At 61.0% G+C, this 21,282-nt stretch carries 25 protein-coding genes and 1 tRNA gene; 11 read left to right on the forward strand and 15 right to left on the reverse strand.

Features of this window, described 5'->3' with window-relative positions; all coding sequences use genetic code 11:
* Positions 1–21: 21 nt before the first annotated feature.
* Positions 22–1,224, reverse strand: coding sequence for a pyridoxal phosphate-dependent aminotransferase (locus THALAR_RS12130; protein WP_021101863.1), 1,203 nt, complete (start codon positions 1,222–1,224; stop codon positions 22–24).
* A 92-nt stretch (positions 1,225–1,316) separates the two neighbouring features.
* Between THALAR_RS12130 and THALAR_RS12135 the strand changes: the two genes are divergently transcribed.
* From THALAR_RS12135 to THALAR_RS12145, 3 genes are all read left to right on the forward strand, one after another.
* Positions 1,317–1,709 carry a helix-turn-helix domain-containing protein gene (locus THALAR_RS12135; protein WP_407638165.1) on the forward strand — a complete coding sequence of 131 codons (393 nt, stop codon included), beginning with the start codon at positions 1,317–1,319 and terminating at the stop codon, positions 1,707–1,709.
* Positions 1,706–1,984: a succinate dehydrogenase assembly factor 2 gene (locus THALAR_RS12140; protein WP_021101865.1), complete on the forward strand. Its 279-nt coding sequence runs from the start codon at positions 1,706–1,708 to the stop codon at positions 1,982–1,984. Before THALAR_RS12135 ends, THALAR_RS12140 begins: the two co-directional genes overlap by 4 nt.
* 93 nt (positions 1,985–2,077) lie before the next feature.
* Positions 2,078–2,575, forward strand: coding sequence for a MarR family winged helix-turn-helix transcriptional regulator (locus THALAR_RS12145; protein WP_021101866.1), 498 nt, complete (start codon positions 2,078–2,080; stop codon positions 2,573–2,575).
* Between the two features lie 96 nt (positions 2,576–2,671).
* Here the strand turns inward: THALAR_RS12145 and ccmD are convergent, their stop codons facing one another.
* From ccmD to ccmA, 4 genes are all read right to left on the reverse strand, one after another.
* Positions 2,672–2,833, reverse strand: a complete 162-nt coding sequence (ccmD, locus tag THALAR_RS12150; RefSeq protein ID WP_021101867.1) for a heme exporter protein CcmD — start codon at positions 2,831–2,833, stop codon at positions 2,672–2,674.
* Between the two features lie 24 nt (positions 2,834–2,857).
* The gene (locus THALAR_RS12155) at positions 2,858–3,586 is read right to left on the reverse strand and encodes a heme ABC transporter permease (RefSeq protein WP_021101868.1); all 729 of its coding nucleotides are present in this window, start codon (positions 3,584–3,586) and stop codon (positions 2,858–2,860) included.
* Positions 3,587–3,660: 74 nt separating this feature from the next.
* Positions 3,661–4,317: a heme exporter protein CcmB gene (gene ccmB / locus THALAR_RS12160; protein ID WP_021101869.1), complete on the reverse strand. Its 657-nt coding sequence runs from the start codon at positions 4,315–4,317 to the stop codon at positions 3,661–3,663.
* The gene (gene ccmA / locus THALAR_RS12165; RefSeq protein WP_021101870.1) at positions 4,314–4,943 is read right to left on the reverse strand and encodes a heme ABC exporter ATP-binding protein CcmA; all 630 of its coding nucleotides are present in this window, start codon (positions 4,941–4,943) and stop codon (positions 4,314–4,316) included. The genes ccmB and ccmA overlap by 4 nt, the downstream gene beginning before the upstream one ends.
* Before the next feature lie 165 nt (positions 4,944–5,108).
* Here ccmA and acnA point away from each other — a divergent pair, with 165 nt between their 5' ends.
* The 3 genes from acnA to THALAR_RS12180 all read left to right on the forward strand — a co-directional run bounded on the left by acnA (position 5,109) and on the right by THALAR_RS12180 (position 9,192).
* The gene (acnA, locus tag THALAR_RS12170) at positions 5,109–7,877 is read left to right on the forward strand and encodes an aconitate hydratase AcnA (protein WP_021101871.1); all 2,769 of its coding nucleotides are present in this window, start codon (positions 5,109–5,111) and stop codon (positions 7,875–7,877) included.
* A gap of 79 nt (positions 7,878–7,956) precedes the next feature.
* Positions 7,957–8,403: a methyltransferase family protein gene (locus THALAR_RS12175; protein WP_021101872.1), complete on the forward strand. Its 447-nt coding sequence runs from the start codon at positions 7,957–7,959 to the stop codon at positions 8,401–8,403.
* A 66-nt stretch (positions 8,404–8,469) separates the two neighbouring features.
* Positions 8,470–9,192, forward strand: coding sequence for a DUF1223 domain-containing protein (locus THALAR_RS12180; protein WP_021101873.1), 723 nt, complete (start codon positions 8,470–8,472; stop codon positions 9,190–9,192).
* On the opposite strand, the gene THALAR_RS12185 is transcribed toward THALAR_RS12180, so the two are convergent.
* From THALAR_RS12185 to THALAR_RS12220, 8 genes are read right to left on the reverse strand one after another with little or no spacing between them, the layout of a single operon-like run.
* On the reverse strand, positions 9,144–10,091 hold the full coding sequence (locus tag THALAR_RS12185; protein ID WP_021101874.1) for a lysophospholipid acyltransferase family protein: 948 nt from the start codon (positions 10,089–10,091) through the stop codon (positions 9,144–9,146). The two genes, THALAR_RS12180 and THALAR_RS12185, sit on opposite strands and share 49 nt — an antisense overlap.
* A 3-nt stretch (positions 10,092–10,094) precedes the next feature.
* Positions 10,095–10,958, reverse strand: coding sequence for a DMT family transporter (locus THALAR_RS12190; protein WP_021101875.1), 864 nt, complete (start codon positions 10,956–10,958; stop codon positions 10,095–10,097).
* Complete coding sequence (nthA, locus tag THALAR_RS12195) at positions 10,958–11,593, reverse strand: nitrile hydratase subunit alpha (RefSeq protein WP_021101876.1); 636 nt, start codon at positions 11,591–11,593, stop codon at positions 10,958–10,960. Before nthA ends, THALAR_RS12190 begins: the two co-directional genes overlap by 1 nt.
* Positions 11,583–11,861 (reverse strand): SH3-like domain-containing protein, encoded by a 279-nt coding sequence (locus THALAR_RS19025; protein ID WP_021101877.1) that lies wholly within the window; start codon positions 11,859–11,861, stop codon positions 11,583–11,585. Before THALAR_RS19025 ends, nthA begins: the two co-directional genes overlap by 11 nt.
* Positions 11,858–12,190: an SH3-like domain-containing protein gene (locus tag THALAR_RS19030; protein WP_021101878.1), complete on the reverse strand. Its 333-nt coding sequence runs from the start codon at positions 12,188–12,190 to the stop codon at positions 11,858–11,860. Before THALAR_RS19030 ends, THALAR_RS19025 begins: the two co-directional genes overlap by 4 nt.
* A gap of 3 nt (positions 12,191–12,193) precedes the next feature.
* Positions 12,194–12,604: a TIGR01244 family sulfur transferase gene (locus THALAR_RS12210; protein WP_021101879.1), complete on the reverse strand. Its 411-nt coding sequence runs from the start codon at positions 12,602–12,604 to the stop codon at positions 12,194–12,196.
* A 32-nt stretch (positions 12,605–12,636) separates the two neighbouring features.
* The gene (locus tag THALAR_RS12215; protein ID WP_021101880.1) at positions 12,637–13,344 is read right to left on the reverse strand and encodes a dienelactone hydrolase family protein; all 708 of its coding nucleotides are present in this window, start codon (positions 13,342–13,344) and stop codon (positions 12,637–12,639) included.
* A complete protein-coding gene (locus tag THALAR_RS12220) occupies positions 13,344–14,564 on the reverse strand; it encodes an acyl-CoA dehydrogenase family protein (protein ID WP_040818612.1) in 1,221 nt (406 codons plus the stop codon). Before THALAR_RS12220 ends, THALAR_RS12215 begins: the two co-directional genes overlap by 1 nt.
* An 84-nt stretch (positions 14,565–14,648) precedes the next feature.
* Between THALAR_RS12220 and THALAR_RS12225 the strand changes: the two genes are divergently transcribed.
* Positions 14,649–15,695, forward strand: a complete 1,047-nt coding sequence (locus tag THALAR_RS12225) for a phosphotransferase (protein WP_021101882.1) — start codon at positions 14,649–14,651, stop codon at positions 15,693–15,695.
* Entirely contained in the window at positions 15,692–17,803 is a 2,112-nt protein-coding gene (locus THALAR_RS12230; protein WP_021101883.1) for a 3-hydroxyacyl-CoA dehydrogenase NAD-binding domain-containing protein, read from the forward strand. Before THALAR_RS12225 ends, THALAR_RS12230 begins: the two co-directional genes overlap by 4 nt.
* A gap of 53 nt (positions 17,804–17,856) precedes the next feature.
* Here the strand turns inward: THALAR_RS12230 and THALAR_RS12235 are convergent, their stop codons facing one another.
* Positions 17,857–18,072, reverse strand: coding sequence for a hypothetical protein (locus THALAR_RS12235; RefSeq protein WP_021101884.1), 216 nt, complete (start codon positions 18,070–18,072; stop codon positions 17,857–17,859).
* 137 nt (positions 18,073–18,209) lie between these two features.
* Between THALAR_RS12235 and THALAR_RS12240 the strand changes: the two genes are divergently transcribed.
* Positions 18,210–18,473 carry a DUF2312 domain-containing protein gene (locus THALAR_RS12240; protein ID WP_021101885.1) on the forward strand — a complete coding sequence of 88 codons (264 nt, stop codon included), beginning with the start codon at positions 18,210–18,212 and terminating at the stop codon, positions 18,471–18,473.
* Here THALAR_RS12240 and THALAR_RS12245 read toward each other — a convergent pair.
* Positions 18,470–19,342, reverse strand: coding sequence for a hypothetical protein (locus THALAR_RS12245; RefSeq protein ID WP_021101886.1), 873 nt, complete (start codon positions 19,340–19,342; stop codon positions 18,470–18,472). The genes THALAR_RS12240 and THALAR_RS12245 overlap by 4 nt on opposite strands.
* 148 nt (positions 19,343–19,490) lie before the next feature.
* Between THALAR_RS12245 and THALAR_RS12250 the strand changes: the two genes are divergently transcribed.
* Together THALAR_RS12250 and THALAR_RS12255 are read left to right on the forward strand one after the other, a co-directional pair.
* Positions 19,491–19,566 (forward strand) — tRNA-Thr (locus THALAR_RS12250).
* Between the two features lie 277 nt (positions 19,567–19,843).
* Positions 19,844–21,250 (forward strand): NACHT domain-containing protein, encoded by a 1,407-nt coding sequence (locus tag THALAR_RS12255; RefSeq protein ID WP_021101887.1) that lies wholly within the window; start codon positions 19,844–19,846, stop codon positions 21,248–21,250.
* Positions 21,251–21,282 lie beyond the last annotated feature (32 nt).

Below are 21,282 nucleotides of genomic sequence, written 5' to 3' on the forward strand. Positions count from 1 at the left end.
CCGTGTTCGACCCTTGGTGTTTTAGCTCAAGCCCGCGCAGAATTTCTGGATGCGGGTGCAGGCTTCTTTCAGGTTCTCGTCCGAGGTCGCGTAGCTGACGCGGAAGTTGGGACTGAGGCCGAACGCCGCGCCGAAGACGACAGCGACGCCGTGTTCTTCCAGCAGGGCTGTGGCGAAGGTTTCGTCATCCGTGATCTTGGTGCCTGCGGCGGTGGTCTTGCCGATGCATTCCGCGATGGAGGGATAGACGTAGAACGCGCCCTCGGGTGTCGGGCAGGTGATGCCTTCGGCGGCGTTTAGCATTTCGACGACCATGTTGCGGCGGCGTTTGAATGTCTCGTTGTTGGGGGCAAGGAAGTCCTGCGTGCCGTTCAGCGCCTCGACCGCCGCCCACTGGCTGATGGAGCAGGGGTTGGAGGTGGATTGCGACTGCACCTTGCGCATCGCGCCGATCAGCTTTTCGGGGCCAGCGGCATAGCCGATGCGCCAGCCAGTCATGGCGTATGCCTTGGAGACACCGTTAACCGTCAGTGTGCGGTCGTAGAGGGCGGGCTCTACCTGCGCGGGGGTGCAGAACTTGAAGTCGTCATAGGCGAGGTGTTCATACATATCGTCGGACATGACCCAGACATGGGGGTGGCGCAGGAGCACGTCGGTCAGCTCTTTCAGCTCGTCCCACGAATAGCCCGCGCCGGTGGGGTTCGACGGCGAGTTGAAGATCAGCCATTTGGTCTTGTCGGTGATCGCCGCTTCCAGTTGGTCGGCGGTCAGCTTGAAATTGGTCTGGATGGAGGCCTCCGCGATGACGGGCGTGCCGCCTGCCAGCAGCACCATGTCGGGGTAGCTGACCCAGTAGGGGGCGGGGATCACGACCTCGTCGCCCTCGTTCAGGGTGGCCATGAGCGCATTGTAGAGGATCTGCTTGCCGCCGGTGCCGACGCTGACCTGCGACGGGGTGTAATCCAGCCCGTTGTCGCGTTTGAACTTGGCGCAGATCGCCTCTTTCAACTCGGGGATGCCGTCGGGGGCGGTGTATTTGGTCTTGCCTGCGTGGATCGCGGCGATGGCGGCGTCCTTGATGTTCTGCGGCGTGTCGAAATCCGGCTCGCCCGCCCCAAGGCCGATCACGTCCTTGCCTGCGCGTTTCAGCTCTGCGGCTTTCTGGGTCACGGCGATGGTCGGTGACGGTTTTACGCGGGAAAGTGTCTCGGAAAGGAAGGACATGTGACGCCTCGTCAGGTTGAACAATGGACAAGAGGGTCTTACGGATAGCCCCGAGCGCAATCAAGCGATAACGCCCTTGCAAGGAGTTCATGATGGACGACCACGACACGTATTTCAGCAACGAGAACGCGACGTTCGGGGACCGCGTCGCCGCCGCGCGTGACGCGCAGGGGCTGACGCAGGAAGACTTTGCCAAGAAGTTGGGTGTGAAGCTGAAGACGGTTCGCGGCTGGGAAGACGACGTGGACGAACCGCGCGCGAACCGTTTGTCGATGATGTCGGGGATGCTTAACGTCTCCATGCGTTGGCTGCTGACCGGCGAGGGGAACGGTCTGGACGCGCCTGTGGGCGAGGTGGAACTGTCGGGTGACGTCAAGGATATCCTGCTGGAGATGCGCCGCACCAAGGCGGAATTCGCGAGGTTGGCGGATCATCTGGGGCAGTTGGAAAAGCGTCTGGGCAAACTGTTGAGAACGCCGGAATGAAGGAGCTTGGCCCGAAAGGCGAGCCGCGCGAGACCAAGTTGCGGCGGTTGAAACTGCGCTCCATGCGGCGCGGGATCAAGGAGATGGACCTGATCCTTGGCGGGTTTGCCACGCACGGGCTGGATCAGTTGTCGGACGCCGAACTGGCGGTCTATGACGAGATGCTGAGCGAGAGCGACCACGACATGTATCAATGGGCCTCGGGGCAGGCGGCAGCGCCGGAGCGGTTCGCCCCGCTGATCGCGCGGGCGGTCGAAGGGTCGAAACTGTTTTAGGCGGATTTGCAAAGAGTTCGGGGCATTTAACCGTTTCTTGGTGATTCCCCGACTATTCCCGATATGCGAGCACTTGCAGTCGGAGAATACATTATGAGCATGCACAACCCCGTTGCCAGCCCCAAGGCCCGCGTCTTCATGGCGGGATATCTGGAAAGTCTGGCACTTGTGGAGCGGCTGCATCGCCTGCTTCTGGACGTCATCAAGGACGAGTTCGAGCGGCTGGGCATCCTCGATATCAACTCGGTGCAGGCGCTTTTGCTGTTCAATATCGGCGAGAACGAGGTGACTGCGGGCGAGCTGAAAACGCGCGGTTACTATCAGGGCTCCAACGTGTCCTACAACCTCAAGAAACTGGTGGAGATGGGGTATATGCACCATCAACGCTGCGAGATCGACCGCCGGTCCGTTCGGGTGCGGCTGACCGAGAAGGGCCGCCACGTGCGCAACAGCGTGGCCGAGTTGTTCGAGCGGCACGCGGTCGGGCTGGAGGAAAAAGGTATCCTCGGCCATGACGGGATCGACACGATCAACCACTCGCTGCACCGGATGGAGCGGTACTGGTCGGACCAGATCCGGTATATCTATTAAAGCGCTTTGCGTTTTATCCGAAACAGCCGGATCGCAATGCGCGTTCGACCGGAGGGAGAGGCAGCGTATTGCGTTTCAAGTTAAACGCAAAGCGCTCTAGGTCTTCGGTTTGGTGTTGCGGCGGGACTCGATGTCTTCGAGACGCGCACGGGCTTGACGGGCCTGCCACACTGACACGGCCACAATGCCGATCAGGATCACGATGGAAATGGCGTAGGCCGACAGGACGGTATCGGCATATTTTCCAAGATCGGGCATGTGGCGTCCTTTGTTGGCGGCTGGCTAGCTAAGGCGTTCGCGGGCGATGAGCGCGCCTGCACGACGGATGCGGATTTCGGTGCGGGTGCGTAGCAGCACCAGCGCAAGGAACAGCAACACGAAGCCCGCAATGGCGACAAGCAACGGGAAGAAAAAGACGTCGGCGACGTTTTCCTCTTTGTCCAGCGACAGCGATGCGCCTTGGTGCAGGCCCTGGTTCCAGAAGTTGACCGCATAGCGCGACAACAGCGCAAAGACGGAGCCGACGAGGCACAGAACGGCCGTCAGGTCGGCGGCGGTGTCCGGGTTCTCGATCGCGGCCCATAGCGCCATGTAGCCGAGGTAGAACAGGAACAGGATCAGGAACGAGGTCAGGCGCGGGTCCCACGCCCAGTACGTGCCCCACATCGGCTGACCCCAGATCGCGCCGGTGACCAGCGCGATGATGGTCATGGTCAGCCCGACAGGGGCTGCGGCTTTGGCGGCAAGGGCGGAGACATGATGCCGGCGCACCAGCCAGATCAGCGATGTGACCAGCATCATCAGCCATCCGTTGATCGCCATAAGCGCACTGGGCACATGCAGATAGATGATCTTGACGGTGGAGCCTTGGCGGTAATCGTCAGGCGTGAAGAAGAACCCCCAGATCAGACCGACGACCAGACACACGAAGGACAGCACAGACACCGCAGGCAACAGCTTGCCAGAGGTCTGCATGAAGCGGGTCGGATTTGCGTATTCCCAGATCGACATGCGCTACTGTTATGGGATGCTTTGATGGGGGGCAATGGGATTTGCGACGGGCCAAATGTCACATTTGCGCGTGCCTAGCGCAGGTTCATCCGAAGGGCGGCGGCGGAAGCGAAGGGCAGCAGCGCCGCGCAACCTGCGGTGATCGCCGCAAGGAACAGCAGGGCAGTCGTGGCGGGCAGGCCCTGAGCACCACGGCTCACCGCCTCGGCCCCGAAGATTAGCGTGGGCATATAGAGCGGCAGCACCAGAAGGGACACCAGCAACCCGCCGCGTTTGAGGCCAACGGTGAGCGCCGCGCCGAACGTTCCAAGCATAGACAGGGCAGGCGTGCCGATGGCGAGGGAGGCGACGAGCCAGAGGGTCGCCTCGGACGGCATGCTGAGCAGGACGCCCAGAAATGGCGCGGCGATGGTCAGGGGCAATCCCGTGGTCAGCCAGTGGGACAGCGCCTTCAGCGTGGCGGCGGCCTCCAGCGGCAGGGGGGCGGTGGCCAGCAGGTCAAGCGTGCCGTCCTCGTAGTCGAGCTGGAAGATGCGGTCGAGTGACAGCAGGCAGGACAGCAGCGCACCAACCCAGAGGATGCCGGGCGCGATGCGGGACAGGATGCCGGATTCCGGTCCGACGCCGAAGGGCACCAGCACCACGAGGATCAGGAAGAACGCGAGGCCGAGGCCGAATCCCCCGCCCGCGCGGATGGCGAGTTTCAGGTCGCGGCGGAGCAGGGCGATCATGAAAACGTCTCGTCCAGAAATGGGTCGTCGGAGGGGGCATCTTGCAGGATCGCGCGGAACGGCGAGATGTCGAGCGTGCGCGCCGACGGCAGGCCAAGGTCGATATGAGTGGCAAGGATGGCGGAGCCGCCCGCAGCCAGATGCGCGGTGATGGCGGCGGCGAAGCGGGCGACGTTCTCGGCGTCGAGCGACACGGTCGGCTCGTCCAGCGCCCAGATCGCGCGGCCCGTGAGCATCAGGCGCGAGAGCGACAGGCGGCGTTTCTGACCTGCGGACAGGTCTTGGGCGCGGCGGGTGAGCAGGCCGCCCAGCTCGAACGCCTCGACAGCGGGGGCGATGTCGTGCGTGCCGAAGATGTCGGCCCAGAATTGCAGGTTTTCCGCGACGCTGAGTTGCGCCTTCAGCCCGTCGGCATGGGCGGCGTAGGCGACGTCTTCGGTCGAGAACAGCAAACGCCCCGCGACGGGAGGGGTGAGGCCTGCCAGACAGCGCAAAAGGGTGGTCTTGCCGGAGCCGTTGGGGCCGCGTAGGATCAAGGCCTCACCTGCAGCGACGTCGAATGTGACGCCGATCAGCACGGTGACCTCGCCGCGGCGGCAGGCCAGATTTTCGACACCGAATTTCATCGAAACATGCCTAGCGCATCACTTCGGCGGCGAAAACAGGTAAAAATGTATGCAATAGTATACAAAAATGGCTCTAGCGGCGTGATGCCCCCTTGAACCCCTGTAAAACTTGGGGCAAGACCACGTTAGAATTCGTAACCAACGTCAATTTCGGGAGTCCCAGCTATGCCTATCGTCGTCGGACAAGACACCGCCAAGACCCGCCGCACCCTGAGTGCGGGCGGCAAGACCTTTGCCTATTACTCGATCAAGGCGGCTGAAGAGGCCGGGCTTGGCGACTTCTCCAAACTGCCTGCCGCGCTGAAAGTGGTGCTGGAAAACATGCTGCGCTTCGAGGACGGCAAGACCGTTTCGGTCGACGACATCAAGGCGTTCTCGGACTGGGCCGACAAGGGTGGCAAGAACCCCAAGGAAATCGCCTACCGTCCGGCGCGTGTGCTGATGCAGGACTTCACCGGCGTGCCTGCCGTGGTTGATCTGGCCGCGATGCGTGACGGGCTGGTGGCGCTGGGCGGCGACGCGCAAAAGATCAACCCGCTGAACCCCGTCGATCTGGTCATCGACCACTCGGTCATGATTGATGAGTTCGGCAATCCGCGCGCGTTCCAGATGAACGTCGACCGCGAATACGAGCGCAATATCGAGCGCTACACCTTCCTGAAATGGGGCCAGTCCGCGTTCAACAACTTCCGCGTGGTGCCGCCCGGCACCGGCATTTGCCATCAGGTGAACCTTGAATATCTGGCCAAAACCGTCTGGTCGGACAACGACCAGAACGGCGAGATGGTGGCCTATCCAGATACGCTGGTCGGCACCGACAGCCACACCACCATGGTCAACGGCGCGGCCGTTCTGGGCTGGGGCGTGGGCGGTATTGAGGCCGAGGCCGCGATGCTGGGCCAGCCGATTTCCATGCTGATCCCCGAGGTCGTCGGCTTCGAGCTGACGGGTGCGATGATGGAAGGCACCACCGGCACCGACCTTGTGCTGAAAGTGGTCGAGATGCTGCGCGAGAAAGGCGTGGTCGGCAAGTTCGTGGAATTCTATGGCAAGGGGCTGGACAACCTGCCACTGGCGGACCGTGCGACGATCGCCAACATGGCACCGGAATACGGCGCGACCTGTGGCTTCTTCCCGATCGACGACGAGACGCTGCGCTACCTGACCAACACCGGCCGCGAGGAAGAAACCATCGCGCTGGTCGAAGCCTACGCCAAGGAAAACGGCTTCTGGCGCGGTGCGGATTACGCGCCGATCTACACCGACACGCTGAGCCTCGACATGGGGACCATCGTTCCTGCGATTTCCGGTCCGAAACGTCCGCAGGACTACGTGGCCCTCGATGTCGCCGCCAAGACCTTTGGTGAATACGTCACGGGACAGCGCCCCAGCTGGAAGGCCGACGACGAAGACAAGGAGGAGTGGACGGACGAAGGCGGCGCACCTGCGCCCCGCAAAATTCCCGGCGACAAGGGCAAGCACAAGCGCGCCAAGGTCAAGGGAGAGGATTATACCATCCACGACGGCACCATCGTTATCGCGTCGATCACGTCCTGCACCAATACATCGAACCCCTATGTGATGATCGGGGCCGGTCTGGTCGCCCGCAAGGCCCGCGAAAAGGGTCTGACCCGCAAACCATGGGTGAAAACCTCGCTGGCACCGGGATCGCAGGTGGTGTCGGCTTATCTCGAAGCAGCCGAGTTGCAGGACGATCTGGACGCTATCGGCTTCAACCTTGTGGGCTACGGCTGCACGACCTGCATCGGCAACTCCGGCCCGCTTCAGGCGGAACTGTCCGAAGCGATCAACGACGGCGACATCATCGCCACCTCCGTGCTGTCCGGTAACCGCAACTTCGAAGGCCGTATCAGCCCCGATGTGCGCGCCAACTATCTGGCGTCACCACCGCTGGTGGTCGCTTATGCGCTGGTCGGCGACATGAATATCGACATCTCCAAAGAGCCGCTGGGTCAGGACAAGGACGGCAATGACGTCTACCTCAAGGACATCTGGCCGACCTCGAAGGAAATCGCCGATCTGGTCGAGAAGACTGTGACCCGCAAGGCGTTCCAAGAGAAATACGCCGACGTGTTCAAGGGCGACGAGAAATGGCAGAGCGTGGAGACCACCGACAGCCAGACCTATGACTGGCCTGCGACCTCGACCTATGTGCAGAACCCGCCTTACTTCCAAGGCATGTCGAAAGACCCCGGTGTGATTTCCGACGTCAAAGGCGCCAAGGTTCTGGCGGTTCTGGGCGACATGATCACGACGGACCACATCTCGCCTGCGGGCTCGTTCAAGGAAAGCACCCCTGCGGGTCAATATCTGATCGAGCGTCAGGTTCCGGTGCGGGAGTTCAACTCCTACGGCTCGCGTCGCGGCAACCACGAAGTCATGATGCGCGGCACGTTTGCCAACATCCGCATCAAGAACGAGATGCTGGACGGGGTCGAAGGCGGCTACACCAAGGGGCCGGACGGGGAGCAAACCTCCATCTTCGACGCGGCGATGGCGTACCAAGAGCAAGGCACCCCGCTGGTGATCTTCGGCGGCGAGCAGTATGGCGCGGGATCCAGCCGTGACTGGGCCGCCAAAGGGACCGCGTTGTTGGGCGTGAAGGCTGTGATCGCGGAGAACTTCGAGCGCATCCACCGCTCCAACCTTGTTGGCATGGGCGTGATCCCGTTCGAGTTCACTGGCGGCGACACCCGCAAATCGCTGGGCCTGACCGGCGAGGAAACCGTGGACATCATCGGTCTTGAGGGTGACCTGAAACCGCTGTCCGAAGTGCCGTGCAAGATCACCATGGCGGACGGAACGGTGAAAGAGATCACGCTGAAATGCCGGATCGATACCGCGATCGAGAAAGAATATATCGAGCATGGCGGCGTGCTGCACTACGTGCTGCGCGATCTGGCCGCGGCCTGAGGTCTGGCTCGACACTAATCCGGCCCGCCGCGACACGCTCGCGGCGGGCTTTTTTACGCGCTACAGGCGATAGGACGATATGAAGAAGTTCCCCGATATTCCGCTGGTCTGGCTGGCTGTGTTTCTTGCCCTGAACTGGGCGGCAGTGCGGTGGGTGCCGGGGGTGCTGGATTTTCCGCTGTTGACCCTTGTGGGCTATGGTATTGTTGCTGTCGGCGTCTTCTTGATCGGGTGGTCGGCGGTCTGGTTCAGGCTGCGCCGCACCAGTATCGAGCCGCATGACACCCCCAAGAGCCTGATCGTCGAAGGCCCGTATCAGTTGTCGCGCAACCCGATTTATCTGGGCATGGCGGCTATTCTGGCAGGCGCGGTCGTCGCGGGCGGGCATGTGCTGGGGTTGCTGCCGGTTGCGCTGTTTGTCGTCGTAATCAACCGACGGTTCATAGCTTTCGAGGAGGACACCCTACGCGCGACCTTCGGCGCGGAGGCGGAGGCTTATCTGCAATCGACACGGCGCTGGCTCTGACGCATTGCTCGCAAAGGCTTGATTGGCGGAAGGTGTGGTGACACCCTAGGTGTGGAGGACATGCAAATGGGATACCAAGCCAGAATGACGAACCGCCTGACCAATGCAATCGCTGCACTCCTCTGTTTGGGAGCGGGTATCCCCGCGCAGGCGGATGCGCCTGTGGTTGTCGAGCTGTTCACTTCGCAAGGATGTTCATCCTGCCCACCCGCCGACGCGCTTTTGGGTGAGTTGGTGAACCGCGATGATGTGATCGCGTTGAGTCTGCACGTGGATTACTGGGATTATCTGGGCTGGACCGACGAGTTCGCCGATCCGGCCAATACCGAACGCCAGCGCGGCTATGCGCGGGCAGCGGGCAGCACCATGATATACACGCCGCAGATGGTGATCGAAGGCCGCAACCAGATTGTCGGAACCAAGGCAATGGAGTTGGCCGAGCGTATTGAGCAGCACAAGCAACAGCCTGCGCCTGTTACATTGGCAGTCACCCGTAGCGGGACCGACATGCTGCGCATCACTGCGGAACGGGTGGGCGATGTGCCTGGCCCGATGCTTGTTCAGCTGGTGCGCTATTCCCCCGAAGAAGTCGTTGAAATCCGCGCTGGCGAGAATGCGGGCAAGTCGGTGACCTACCACAATGTCGTCAGCAGTCTGGAAGTTGTGGGCGAGTGGTCGGGGGACGCGGCACTCGATATGGAAGCGAGCGCAGTCGGCGACGCGCCTTCGGTCGTGATTATTCAGGACGGATCGTCCGGCCCCATTTTGGCGGCGGCACGCGCCGAGTGACGCAACTCTGCCCGTTCGGGCTTCCAGCGGCGGTGAATCCAGAACCATTGATCCATGTGCTGACGCACCAAAGCCTCTAGCGAGTCGTTGAGGGCTTGGGTCATTTCCCTAGCCGTCGAGTGCTCGATTGGTGCCTCACAGACCACCTCGAAATCCAGCCCGTTTGGCTGGCGTATGCCGTAGACAGGCACCACCAGGGCGTTGTATTTCAGCGCCAAGTCGGCGGCGGATAGCGCGGTGGGGGCAGGCTTTCCGAAAAAGGTCAGGTCCTCCCCGTCCCACATATATTGATCCACCAGAAATCCCGCCATTCCGCCCGCGCGCAGGAACTTGATCAGCCCCGCCAAGCCCTGACGCCCGCGCGGGAAGACCGGCGTGCCGACCTTGCTGATGGCGGCGACGTAATGCGGGTTGAAATAGGCGTTGTTCATCTCGCGGTAGAGCGCGCCGACGTTGAAGCCCGCCGCGAGAAGGGCGGCGCGGGGGGCGTCGTAATTGCCGAAATGGCCGGTGACGAGAACGACCGGGCGGCCCTCGGCATGGGCTTGGTGCAAAGCGTCCACACCTGCGCCGGTCAACGGGGCATGTTTGAAACGATCAGTGAAACCTTCGCCGGAATAGATCTCGATAAGGGTGCGGCCTGCATTATCGGGGACCGCGCGGACGAGGCGCTCGACCTCTGCCTCTGGCAGGTCCGGGCAGACATAGGCGAGGTTGTCGCGCACCCGTTTGGAGTAGCCAGCCAAGGGGGCAACGATGCGCGACACGATCCAGCCCGCCAGCGGCACACGCCAGCGATACGGCACCAGCAGCGCCAGCCCGATGATCGCGCGGATCGCCAGATAGGTGGCGTATTCGCCCGCGCCGCGCCGCCCCTGTGCTGTCCTGCCTAATGCCATGTGTCAGCTGGTTTTAACCCGTGTCTCACGGTGCCAGACATAAAGCCCGGCCCCCACGATAACAAGCGCCCCGATGTAGACCGGCCCGTCGGGGTAGTTGTTGAAGAACAACACACCCCAGACGCTGGAGAAGACCAGCGCCACATAGGTGAACGGTGCAAGGATGGACGCAGGCGCCATGGACAGCGCCCGGATGAGCAGCAGCTGCCCCATGGTGCCGAAGAGCCCGACGCCGAGCATGTAGGGCAGGTCGGAGACCTCCAGTGGTTGCCAGAAGAACGGCACCATCACGCAGAGAACCAGCGTGGCGACGGTGCCGGTGTAGAACAGCGATGTCCAGACATCCTCGCCCCGACCGGCATAGCGGGTGGCCAGCGCGTAGCTGGAATAGCAGATGGTGCCGCCAAGCGTCAGCAGCGCGTAGGGGGTGAAGGCATCCGTGCCGGGGCGCAGGACAATCATCGCGCCGAGAAGGGCGACCGCCGCCGCCGCTGCGCGGCGAAAGCCGAAAGTTTCACCAAGGAACACCGCCGCGCCGACCATGATGAAAATCGGGCTGATCTGCATGAGGGCTGTGGTCTCGATCAGCGACATCTTCTTGAAACCGAAGAAGAAAAAACCCGTGGTGGCGAGTAGTGCGAAAGCGCGGAACACCTGCAGCCCAAGGCGTTGCGTATGGACCACGGAGCGCAAGCGCGGCAAAACGATGAGCGCCACGACCACCATCTGCACCGTGTAGCGCGCCCAGAGGGTTTGCACCGTGTCCACGCGGGTGGAGAGCGCTTTGGCGCAGACATCCATCAGGGTGAACATGAGAGTGGCCGCGATCATCAAGGCGATGCCCCGCGCGACGTTGTTTTCCGCCATCAGGGCGCTTTAGGCAGTCCGGTGCCGATCATGCTATCGCGGGTGACCAGCTTGGCGAGGTCCTCGGCGTTGAGGTTTTCGGTACCTACGGGGCGCGCGGGCAGCACGATGTAGCGCATGTCGGCGGTGCTGTCATGGACGCGCAGGGTGGTGCTTTCGGGCAGCTCGACGCCAAACTCGCGCAGCACGGCACGCGGTTCGCGCACCGCGCGGGAGCGGTACTCGCGGGTCTTGTACCAGTCAGGCGGCAGGCCAAGCAGATTGCGCGGATAGCAGGAGCAGAGCGTGCAAACGATCAGGTTGTGGGTGTCTGACGTGTTCTCGACTGCCACCAGATGCATTGGGCCAATGTCGAAGCCCATCTCACGGGCGGCGTCGGAGCCGTTCTCAAGCAGACGCTTCTTGAAGTCGGGATCGGTCCATGCGCGGGCGACCACGGCGGCGCCGTTGGCGGGGGAGCGGGCGTCCATTGCGTCGATCTGCTCTTGGATTTGCGCAGGCGTCAGCTCGCCCTTCTCAATCATCAACTCGCGGATCGCGATTTCCATCGTCTGCCAATAAGTCAGCGCCCCGTCATTGTCCTGACGGTAGGGATGGCCGGAGGGCGACAGGTGGTCGTGATGGTCATGGGGCATCTTGGTCGATCCAATGCTCGTAGATTTCGGCGTCCAGTGTGTCTTGCGGGGCTTCGGCGTCGGGCCAGATATGGCCCATCTCGAAGCGGACCCGATACAGCGTGCGCGTTGGGGCAGGGACCATATAGGCCAGTTGTTCGGGGTTTTTGAACGGTCCGAGAACACGCTCCACCACGCCGGTTTTGCCGCGCAGGTAATGTGGCGTACGGATGTGGCCCAAGGGTACCATGGTCTTGATGCGGACCTTGGTGCCCGGCGACAGGGTCACGATTGCACCGCGCCGTAGGTGTCGCCGCGGGCTTTGACTTCTTCCATCTTGGTGCCGAGTTCTTCCAGCGTGTAGACGCCCGCCTCGATCAGGTTCTGGTTCAGCGACGCGACCCATCGCTCGTAGTAGGTCATGCTCTCGAACGCCTGCTCGCCCATGTCCTCCAAAGCGCGGCGCAGCCCGTCGACGGTGAAGTGCCCGCGTTGCTGGCCAAGGATCACCAAAGCGTCGACGCGCTTTTCCCAGATGGCGAAGTCGTGGCTATCCATGGGGACGGGGCCAGCGGCGTCGCCGCCCATGTCGTGCCAACGGCGTTCGGGGTGTTCCATGCTTTAGCCTTTCGCCAATGCGTCGATCTGGGGGCCAAGCTGCGGCATCGGGAAGCCCGCCTTGTCCAGCGCGTCCAGAATGTCGGCCGTGGGTTGTTTGCCCGCTTCCGCCAAGGCCCAGACAATGGCGGAGCGTGTGCCGGAGGCGCAATAGGCCAGCGCCTTGCCGCCTGCCTTCTGTGCCTCGACATTGTCCATGGTGAGTTGGCCCATGACCACCGGATTGTCGCAAAAGGTCAAGCCGGCGGCCAACACGACTTCCTCGATCTCGTCGGGTTTGTCACCCGGCGCGCTTTCCGCCGAGGGGCGATTGCAGATGACGTGGGTGAAGCCCTCGGCCCTGATGGCCTCGATATCCGAGACGTGGATTTGTGGCGATACGGCGAAGTCGGGGGAGAGTGTACGAATGTCCATGGCTACCAGTTACTGTGGGTTGAGGGGCGCGTCTAGCTCTGTGCGAAACGCTCCTTGAGGAAGGTTTGCATCGCGTCGAAGGACCGATCGTTGGAGGACGCGGCGTAAGCCATGCCTGCATCGGGACTTTGTGCGGCAGGGTTGGTGAAAGCGTGGCTGGTGTGGCCGAAGGCCAGCATCTGCCAGTCGTCGCAATGCTCGGTGAGTTCTTTGGCGAGCCCGACCGCCTGATCCGGCGTGGCGAGCGGGTCGTCCCAGCCGTGCAGGACCAGAACCGAGGTGTTCATCTTGGAGCAGCCCGACGGCGGCGCGTCGAAGATGCCGTGGAATGGCACCACGCCCGACAGCGTCGCGCCGGAGCGGGCGAGGTCCAACACCGCCTTGCCACCGAAGCAAAAGCCAATGGCCGCGATGTTCGATTTATCCGCGTCAGGCAGGGTGCGTGCGGTGTCCAAAGCGGCTTGCATTCGCGTCAAGAGAGTCGCGCGGTCGTTTTGCAGGACATGCATCATCTCCGAGGCTTGCGCGTCGTCGCGGGCGGTCCGGCCCTCGCCGTAATAGTCCACCGCGAAGCCGATATAGCCCAAGCTTGCCAGCCAGTCCGCCTTGTCGCGGGCGAAGTCATCAAGACCGTGATAGGCGGGGGTAACGATCACGACGGGATGCGGGCCTGCGCCCTCGGGGCGGGCGACGTAGCCTATGCACTCGGTGTCTTTGGCGGCGTAGCGATGTTCGGACATCAGACTTTCTCCTGCGTATATTTGCGAAGCTCTGCGCGGGCGACTTGGCGGCGATGTACGGCGTCGGGACCGTCGGCAAGGCGCAGCGTGCGCAGATGCGCCCATTGGCGGGCGAGGGGGGTGTCTTGGGAAATACCCTGCGCGCCGAACATTTGCACGGCCTGATCGGTGATCTCAAGTGCTATGCGCGGGGCCTCGACCTTGATCTGGCTGATCCACGGCGCGGCAGCGCGGGCGTCGCCTTGGTCCATCATCCACGCGGCTTTCAGGCAGAGCAGGCGGGCCTGCTCGATCTGCATGCGGGCGTTGGCGATGTAGTCGTAATTGCCACCAAGTTGTGCCAATGGCTTGCCAAACGCCTCGCGCGACAGGGAGCGGCGGATCATCAGCGCCAGCGCCTTTTCCGCCATACCGATGGCGCGCATGCAGTGGTGGATGCGACCGGGCCCAAGGCGGCCTTGGGATATCTCGAAACCGCGCCCTTCGCCCAGCAGCATGTTTTCAACGGGAACGCGAACGTCGGTGAAGCGGATGTGCATGTGGCCGTGCGGCGCCTCGTCATCGCCATAGACCTCCATGGCGCGGAGTTTTTCGATTCCGGGCGTATCGGAGGGCATGACGATCATGGAATGCTGCTGGTGCTTTGGGCCTTCGTGGGCGGTGCGCACCATGACGATATACACCGCGCAGCGCGGATCGCCCGCGCCGGTGGCCCACCACTTCTCGCCGTTCAAGACGTAGTCGTCGCCGTCGCGTACGCAAGATAGGGCAATGTTGGTCGCGTCGGAGGAGGCGACATCGGGTTCCGTCATCAGGTAGGCGGAGCGGATTTCGCCTGCAAGCAATGGTTTCAGCCAGCGGTCCTTCATGGGGTCGGTGCCGTATTTCTCGAACACCTCCATATTGCCGGTGTCGGGGGCATTGCAGTTGAAGGTCTCAGGCGCGAGGTGGGCCTTGCCCATTTCCTCGGCCAGATAGGCGTATTCGACGGTGGATAGCGCGTGGCCGGTGACCGGCGACCACAGGTTCCACAAGCCCGCCGCTTTGGCTTTGGCTTTCAAGCCTTCGATGATCTCGCGTTGGCGTGGGGTGAAGCTCCAGCGGTCGCCTACCTCCACCTCGGCGAAATACTCGGCGTCCAGCGGCGCGATCTCGTCGCGCACCATCGCGGCGACTGCCTCGCGGATGGGGTGCAACCTTTGGCTGATCCCTAAATCCATCATGTTTCTCCCGTTTTTCTCATGACGGAGGGTCGGCGTGTGCGCAGCGCTTGTCAATCGCACAAAGCGGCGTAAGGTCGACCTATGGGCGAAACCAACGACCTGATGATTGCCAGCCTTGGCCCTTACCTAGCCGCGAATGTGCCGGAACTGGGGACGGTTCGGCATTTCGAGAAGTTTGGCACCGGCCAGTCCAACCCGACCTACAAGCTGATTTGCGACGCGGGAACATTCGTGTTGCGCACCAAACCGCCCGGTCAGTTGCTGAAATCGGCGCATCTGGTGGAGCGGGAGTTCGAGGTAATGCAGGCACTGGCCGACACGCCTGTGCCGGTGCCGAAGATGCTGCATCTGGCGACCGATGAGGCGTCACCGCTGGGTCGTGCGTTCTTCGTGATGGAGTATCTGGAGGGACGGGTATTCTTCGACCCGAGCCTCCCGGAACTGGACGCAGGCGAGCGGGCGTCCATATACGATGCGATGGCGGACACGCTGGCGGCGTTGCACAGCGTCGACGTGGACGCTGTGGGCTTGAGCGCCTTCGGCAAACCCGGCAGCTATTTCGAGCGCCAGATCGACCGTTGGTCGCGGCAATACTTGGCCTCGGTCGATGTGCCGGACCGCGGCATGCGGGGTATCATGGACTGGCTGGGGCTGCATGTGCCAGATGATGACGGGCAGGTGGCGCTGGTGCATGGGGACTTCCGGCTCGACAATATGATGATCGCCCCCGACGCCCCGCGGGTGATCGCGCTGCTGGATTGGGAGCTGTCCACGCTTGGCCATCCGCTGGCGGATCTGGCCTATCAGTGCATGCAGTGGCGGTTGCCGCACGAGGGCGGGATGCGCGGTTTGGGAGGCGTGGATCGCGCGGAATTGGGGCTGCCATCGGAGCGGGAGTATATTGCCCGCTATTGCGCCGCGCGGGGCATCGCGCGGCCAGACAACTGGCCGTTTTATCTGGTATTCAGCTACTTCCGGCTTGCGGCGATCCTGCAAGGGGTCGTGGCGCGGGCGCAGGGCGGCAACGCCTCCAATCCCGAGGCCGCGCGGAAATACGCCGCCGCGATCCCCGTGTTGATCAAACAGGCAGTGGACATAGCGCACGAACCAAGCGAAAAAGCCATATGAAACAGGCCCCAAAACACCCCGTCCGGCTGGAGCGCCAAGGCAATGTGGCGCTTATCGTCATCGAAAACCCGCCGGTCAATGCGCTGGGCGTGGCGGTCCGGCGTGGCATTGCGGCCGCGCTGAATGCGGCACTGGCGCAGGAGGGCACGCATGCAATCGTGATTGCGGCGAACGGTCGGACCTTTCCGGCAGGCGCGGACATCCGCGAGTTCGACATGGCCCCGCAGGAGCCGTCGCTGACGCAGTTGTGCAGCTTGGTTGAAAATTCGCCCAAACCCGTTGTTGCCGCCGTCCACGGCACCGCACTGGGCGGCGGGCTGGAACTGGCAATGGCGGCGCATTACCGCGTCGCGGCCAAGGGCGCGCGGATGGGGCTGCCGGAAATCAAATTGGGCATTTTGCCGGGCGCAGGCGGCACGCAGCGCTTGCCACGGCTGGTGGGGCCGGAGCTGGCGCTGGATATGATCCTGACCGGCAATCAGGTGAGCGCGGGGATCGCGGCCGAGATGGGACTGGTCGACCACGTCGCCGACACGGACCTGAGGGAGGAGGCCGTGGCTTATGCCCGCTCTGTCACTGAGCCGCGCCAGACCGGCGCGAACCGTGAGCATCTACGGGATGGTGCGGCCTATATGGCATCGGTCAACGCGCGTCGGGCGCAGGTCAAGATGGAGCTTGGCGCAAACGCGCTGGCACCGCTCAAGATCGTGAACTGCGTCGAGGCGGCGCTGCTGTTGCCGCTGGAGGCGGGGCTGGACGTGGAGCGGGCCGCCTGCGAGGAATGCATGGACTCGCGCGAAAGCGCCGGTTTGCGGCACGCGTTTTTTGCAGAACGTGCGGCGTCGAAATTCCCCGAAGCCGCTGACGCAAAGCCTGCGCAGGTCGACCGCGTGGCGATTGTCGGCGGTGGGCTGATGGGATCGGGCATCGCGATTGCGGCCTTGCAGAGCGGCTTCGCCGTGACCCTGGTCGAGCAGGGCGAGAGCGGCGTGAACGCCGCGCTGGAGCGGATCGGGGCGTATTACGAACGCTCGGTCGCCAAGGGGCGTTTGTCGGAGGCCCAAGGGGCCGCCGCGCTGACACATTTGCAGCTGACCAACAAACTCGACACCTTGAGTGAGGCTGATCTGATTATCGAGGCGGTTGCGGAAGACCTGGAGTTGAAAACGCAGCTACTGGCTGAGATTAGCGCGCTGGCGAAGCCGGAGGCGGTGATTGCCACGAACACATCCTACCTTGATCTCGACATTTTGGCGCAGGCGACGGGGCGGCCGACGGACACCATCGGGCTTCACTTCTTTGCGCCTGCCGAGGTGAACAAGCTGGTGGAAATTGGGGTGCATGACGCGGCTTCGCCGCAGGCGGTGATGACCGGGCTGGGCTTTGCCAAGCATTTGGGCAAAGTGCCGGTTCGCGCCCGCGTCCACGCGGGTTTCGGGTCCGGCTACATCGGCAACGCCATTCTGGAAGCCTATCGCCACGCCGCCGATATCATGCTGGAGGACGGCGCAACGCCTTCGCAGATCGACGGCGCGATGCGGTCTTTCGGGTTCCGGATGGGGCCGTATCAGGTGGCGGATATGTCCGGTCTGGATATTGCCTACGCCCGCCGCCAGTCCAAACCGCGCGATCCCGACGCCCGCTATGTGGAGATCGCCGACAAGATGGTGGAGCAGGGCTGGCTGGGTCAGAAATCGGGCCGTGGTTATTACATCTATGCGGAGGGGCAACGACAAGGCGTGCCAAATGGTGACGTGTTGAAACTGATTGCCGAGCATCGGGCGCAGAAGGGCATTACCCCGCGCAAGTTTTCGGACCGCGATATCCGCGACCGTATTCTGCTGGCCATGGTCAATGCCGGTGCACGTCTGTTGGGTGAAGGCGTCGCCGCGCGACCAAGCGATATCGACGTGGTGATGGTCCACGGTTTTGGCTACCCGCGCAGCCGTGGCGGGCCGATGATGGATGCTGATGCGACGACGCCGGCGATCATTGCGTCGCGCCTGTCCGTCTTGGCCCCCGAGGAGCCGAAACTCTGGAGCGCTGCGCCAGTGCTGAGCATGCTGGCACACGAACGTCAGAAGTTTGAGGATCTGAATACATCTTAGGCGCTTGTGTTGGCCGCGATCAAAGACGGTCACCGTTGTTCGGAACTGGCCTTTCAGCCGAGAATGATCCCCAAGACTACCATCATCAGGCCAACGGCCGACAGCAGCAAAGCGCCGAGGTTCAGGCCGACGGTGGTTTGCATAACGGCACGCAACTCTTCGTCGCTCAGCCCCTGCTTGCGAGCACGAGAGACTTTAACGATGCACCAGACGAGGCCAAGCAGACCCATGAGGGTGATGACGGCCCCAAGCGGGATCAGGTTGGACATGGGGTCAGGCTCCTTCGTGGCTGTGGCGTGGGCCTAGCCCGTTCCGAGGGGCATCGCAACCGTTTGCACCTTGAAGGCGCGGGCCGGGCTTAGTATCCCGTGATCTCTGATCCACTCAAGCTCCAAGGAAACGCCCCATGTCCGACACCTCCGTCGTCGATAGCACCTACCGTGTCACCGCAGATGAGCTGCGCCAGTTCGTCGAGCGCTACGAGCGCCTTGAGCAGGAAAAGAAGGACATCGCGGACCAGCAAAAAGAGGTGATGGCCGAGGCCAAGGGGCGTGGCTACGACACCAAGGTGCTGCGCAAGATCATGTCCCTGCGCAAGCGTGACCCGCAGGATATCTCCGAAGAAGAGGCGGTGCTTGAATTGTATAAGGAAGCCTTGGGCATGTCCTAAGGCGTCAGGAACGTGACGCCGGGCATTTTGTGCAACTGCTCCAGATCCCGCTCGTAGAGGTCTGACAGCTTGGAAACATAGCTGTCGGTCCAGCCCGGCAGGTCGATTTCCTGCACCAATGCGTCCGCGCCGAACTTGTCGAGGAAGGCCGCGACGATACGCTCGCGCTGGCTTTCGGTTTGCGGCGGATGCGCCTGAAGATAACTTTCAAGGCGCGTCAGCCCGCCGCGACCCATGATGGTGCCCAAGAAATCATTCACACCCTCAAATCTGAAGTCCTCTTTCGCGCCGGTGATCGCGCGCAATATGTTTGGCCACAGAAGCGGCGTGTCCTCGTTACACCACAGCGTAACCGGTGCGTCCGGTACCATTGTGCGAATGCGCGAGACCAGTTCTGACCACCTGAGCGCCGCGGGGTCCGAGCCGTCGAGAAATTCCTCGAAATTCGGCGTCTGCGCCCGCTCGAACACAGCTGGCAGAAAGGTCGCTGGCGAACGCAGGCCGATGCAGAATCTCACGTTCTCGCGCGAAAACAGATTTCGCAATCGCGCTGCTTTTAGGCTGGCCGTCGGGTAAAGGAGACCATTGCCGACACTGCGCCCGGGGACGCAGAAAAAGCTCTCGTGACTGAGAATGACGCGGGCTGCGTTGTCCTCGTCGATGATGCTGTCAAGCAAGGCTTCCTGCGTTTCCAACGGGGCGATATCACCGACCAACGCCTGCATGGTTTCGCGGATCGCGGGGCGATAGCGGGAAGGCTCGGCCACTACAATTCCATCCGCGCTGAGCAGGTCCTTGTTTTTATACATGCATTTCAGAAGGTTGTCTTCGTCAGTGCTGTGCGCGCCGACGTGCAGGACGATTTCCATATATGCAGGGCCTTTGGTCTAGCTCAGGGTCTCCAAGTGTTTAGCCGCCCGCCCGCAGGCAATCAAACGCGAATACAAAGCGCATTGGGTAATGTTGCATTTACAGCCTTGCGAATGCGCCCGCCCTCGCATTATAAGCGCGCCCAGTGCCCCTATAGCTCAGCTGGTAGAGCAACTGATTTGTAATCAGTAGGTCCGCGGTTCGAGTCCGTGTGGGGGCACCATTTTTGATAATAAAACCAATAGCTTATGCGGATCTTGAGCCTTGAGCCGCTGTGTGGTGCTCATCGAGTACAGTATAAGCACAGAATTTGTGCCAAGCACCGACTCAAAACTATACTGGCCCCCGCGAATTCCTGCCCCCCCCCCCCCCGCATTTGCTACTCAGGCCATATTTGCGTGTTTGAGAAGCCAGCAAGCACCAGAATGTCATAGACATGCCCTTCGAGGTTAGTATCTTTACCCACAAGAGATTGAGTTCATAACTTTAGGTTGCTGCTGATGCTTATTGCGTTTTCGAAGTCCATTGCCAACTTGCTTTGTACCGTATGGTTCGGGAATTCACCTGCATTTCAAGCATTGTCGTCAGATGCAGTTGCGTATGCCACTGACAAATGGGGCGCTTCTCTGGAAAAGCGAAGTGCGGACCGCTTCTTTGAAGAATGTGCCGATCAAATATTGAGCCAGTCAGCTAACTACTTCAAAGTGGAATTTCGGAAGATCGATAAAGATCGATTAGATGTTTTACTCTCTGACATTGCGGAAGCATTCAAAAATTTCAAGCTAGACGGGCGGTTTTCGGCTGCCGGTTATTCAAGTGAATATTTGACGCGGACTATTGTCGATAATCTAAAGCTGGTTGATAGAAAAATCAGTGCTGAAGTGAAGCTTTGCGAGAATATTGTGGAGCGGATTTCATTTTATGTTTGTCAGTATGTTCAAATGGCCCCGAACTTTGTGCCTGTGTCGCTGAAGCAAATTGTTGAAAATCAGCATGAGATCAAACTGGTTTTGGACAATGTGGTGAAATTGACTTCCCCACTTGATAAAGACGATCCAAATTTTTCAGGGGACTCGGGAAGGTATCTATCGGACATTCGAAACTCTCTGCGAATGATTCAGATCTTTGGCCTCTCTACCCATTCTATTAGGCGGAAATACCCTCTAGAATCGTCGTACATATCCTTGACTGTTTCATCACAGAAAATGGGCGATGGCTTTGACTCGGGTCAAAAGGTAGATAACTTCTTAGACGATGGTTTGCGGTTTATGGTCGTAGGTCCTGCGGGCTCAGGCAAAAGCACGTTGTTGCAGTGGGCGGCGTTGCAATGTTGCGAAACATATGAAAAAAGTACGATTCCAAGATTTTCAGGTCTTGTTCCAATATTTATTAGATTGAGATCGCAACTCGAATTCTCTGAAAAGATTTCGGTTTTAGATGCTGCAAAACGATCCAACTCTAACCTATTCATCAATTTCAACGAGGAGTGGTTTCGCAATAAGGTCGAAAAGGGCGAGGCGTTATTCCTCATCGATGGCATCGACGAGGTTCCTTCCAACCAGAGGCAATCGGCCGCCCAGTGGATAGACGACTTGGCTGGTTGGGCGTCAAGCTGCCCTGTTGTAGTCACTACACGCCCGTTATCCGATGAGCCGATCTTCGAAACAGAATTTCAATATGCTCACCTTGAGAATATGTCGCATGATGATATTGAGCGGTTTGTTTCTTATTGGCATAGGGCCGTGTCCAGCGGACTTTTGGACGAAGAGATTACGAAGCGTTTGAATTCGTCTAGAGAAAAGCTTCTTGCGGCCATTTCTTCAATTAGTAGCTTAAGAGCACTAGCTACGAATCCACTGATGTGCGCTGTGCTCTGCGCTATAAATTTAGACCGGAACTGTGTCTGACTTCAGCGCTTATGGGCCAGTTTAGGGCTATT

Origin of the sequence: Litoreibacter arenae DSM 19593 (assembly GCF_000442275.2) — a bacterium.
Lineage (GTDB): Bacteria > Pseudomonadota > Alphaproteobacteria > Rhodobacterales > Rhodobacteraceae > Litoreibacter > Litoreibacter arenae.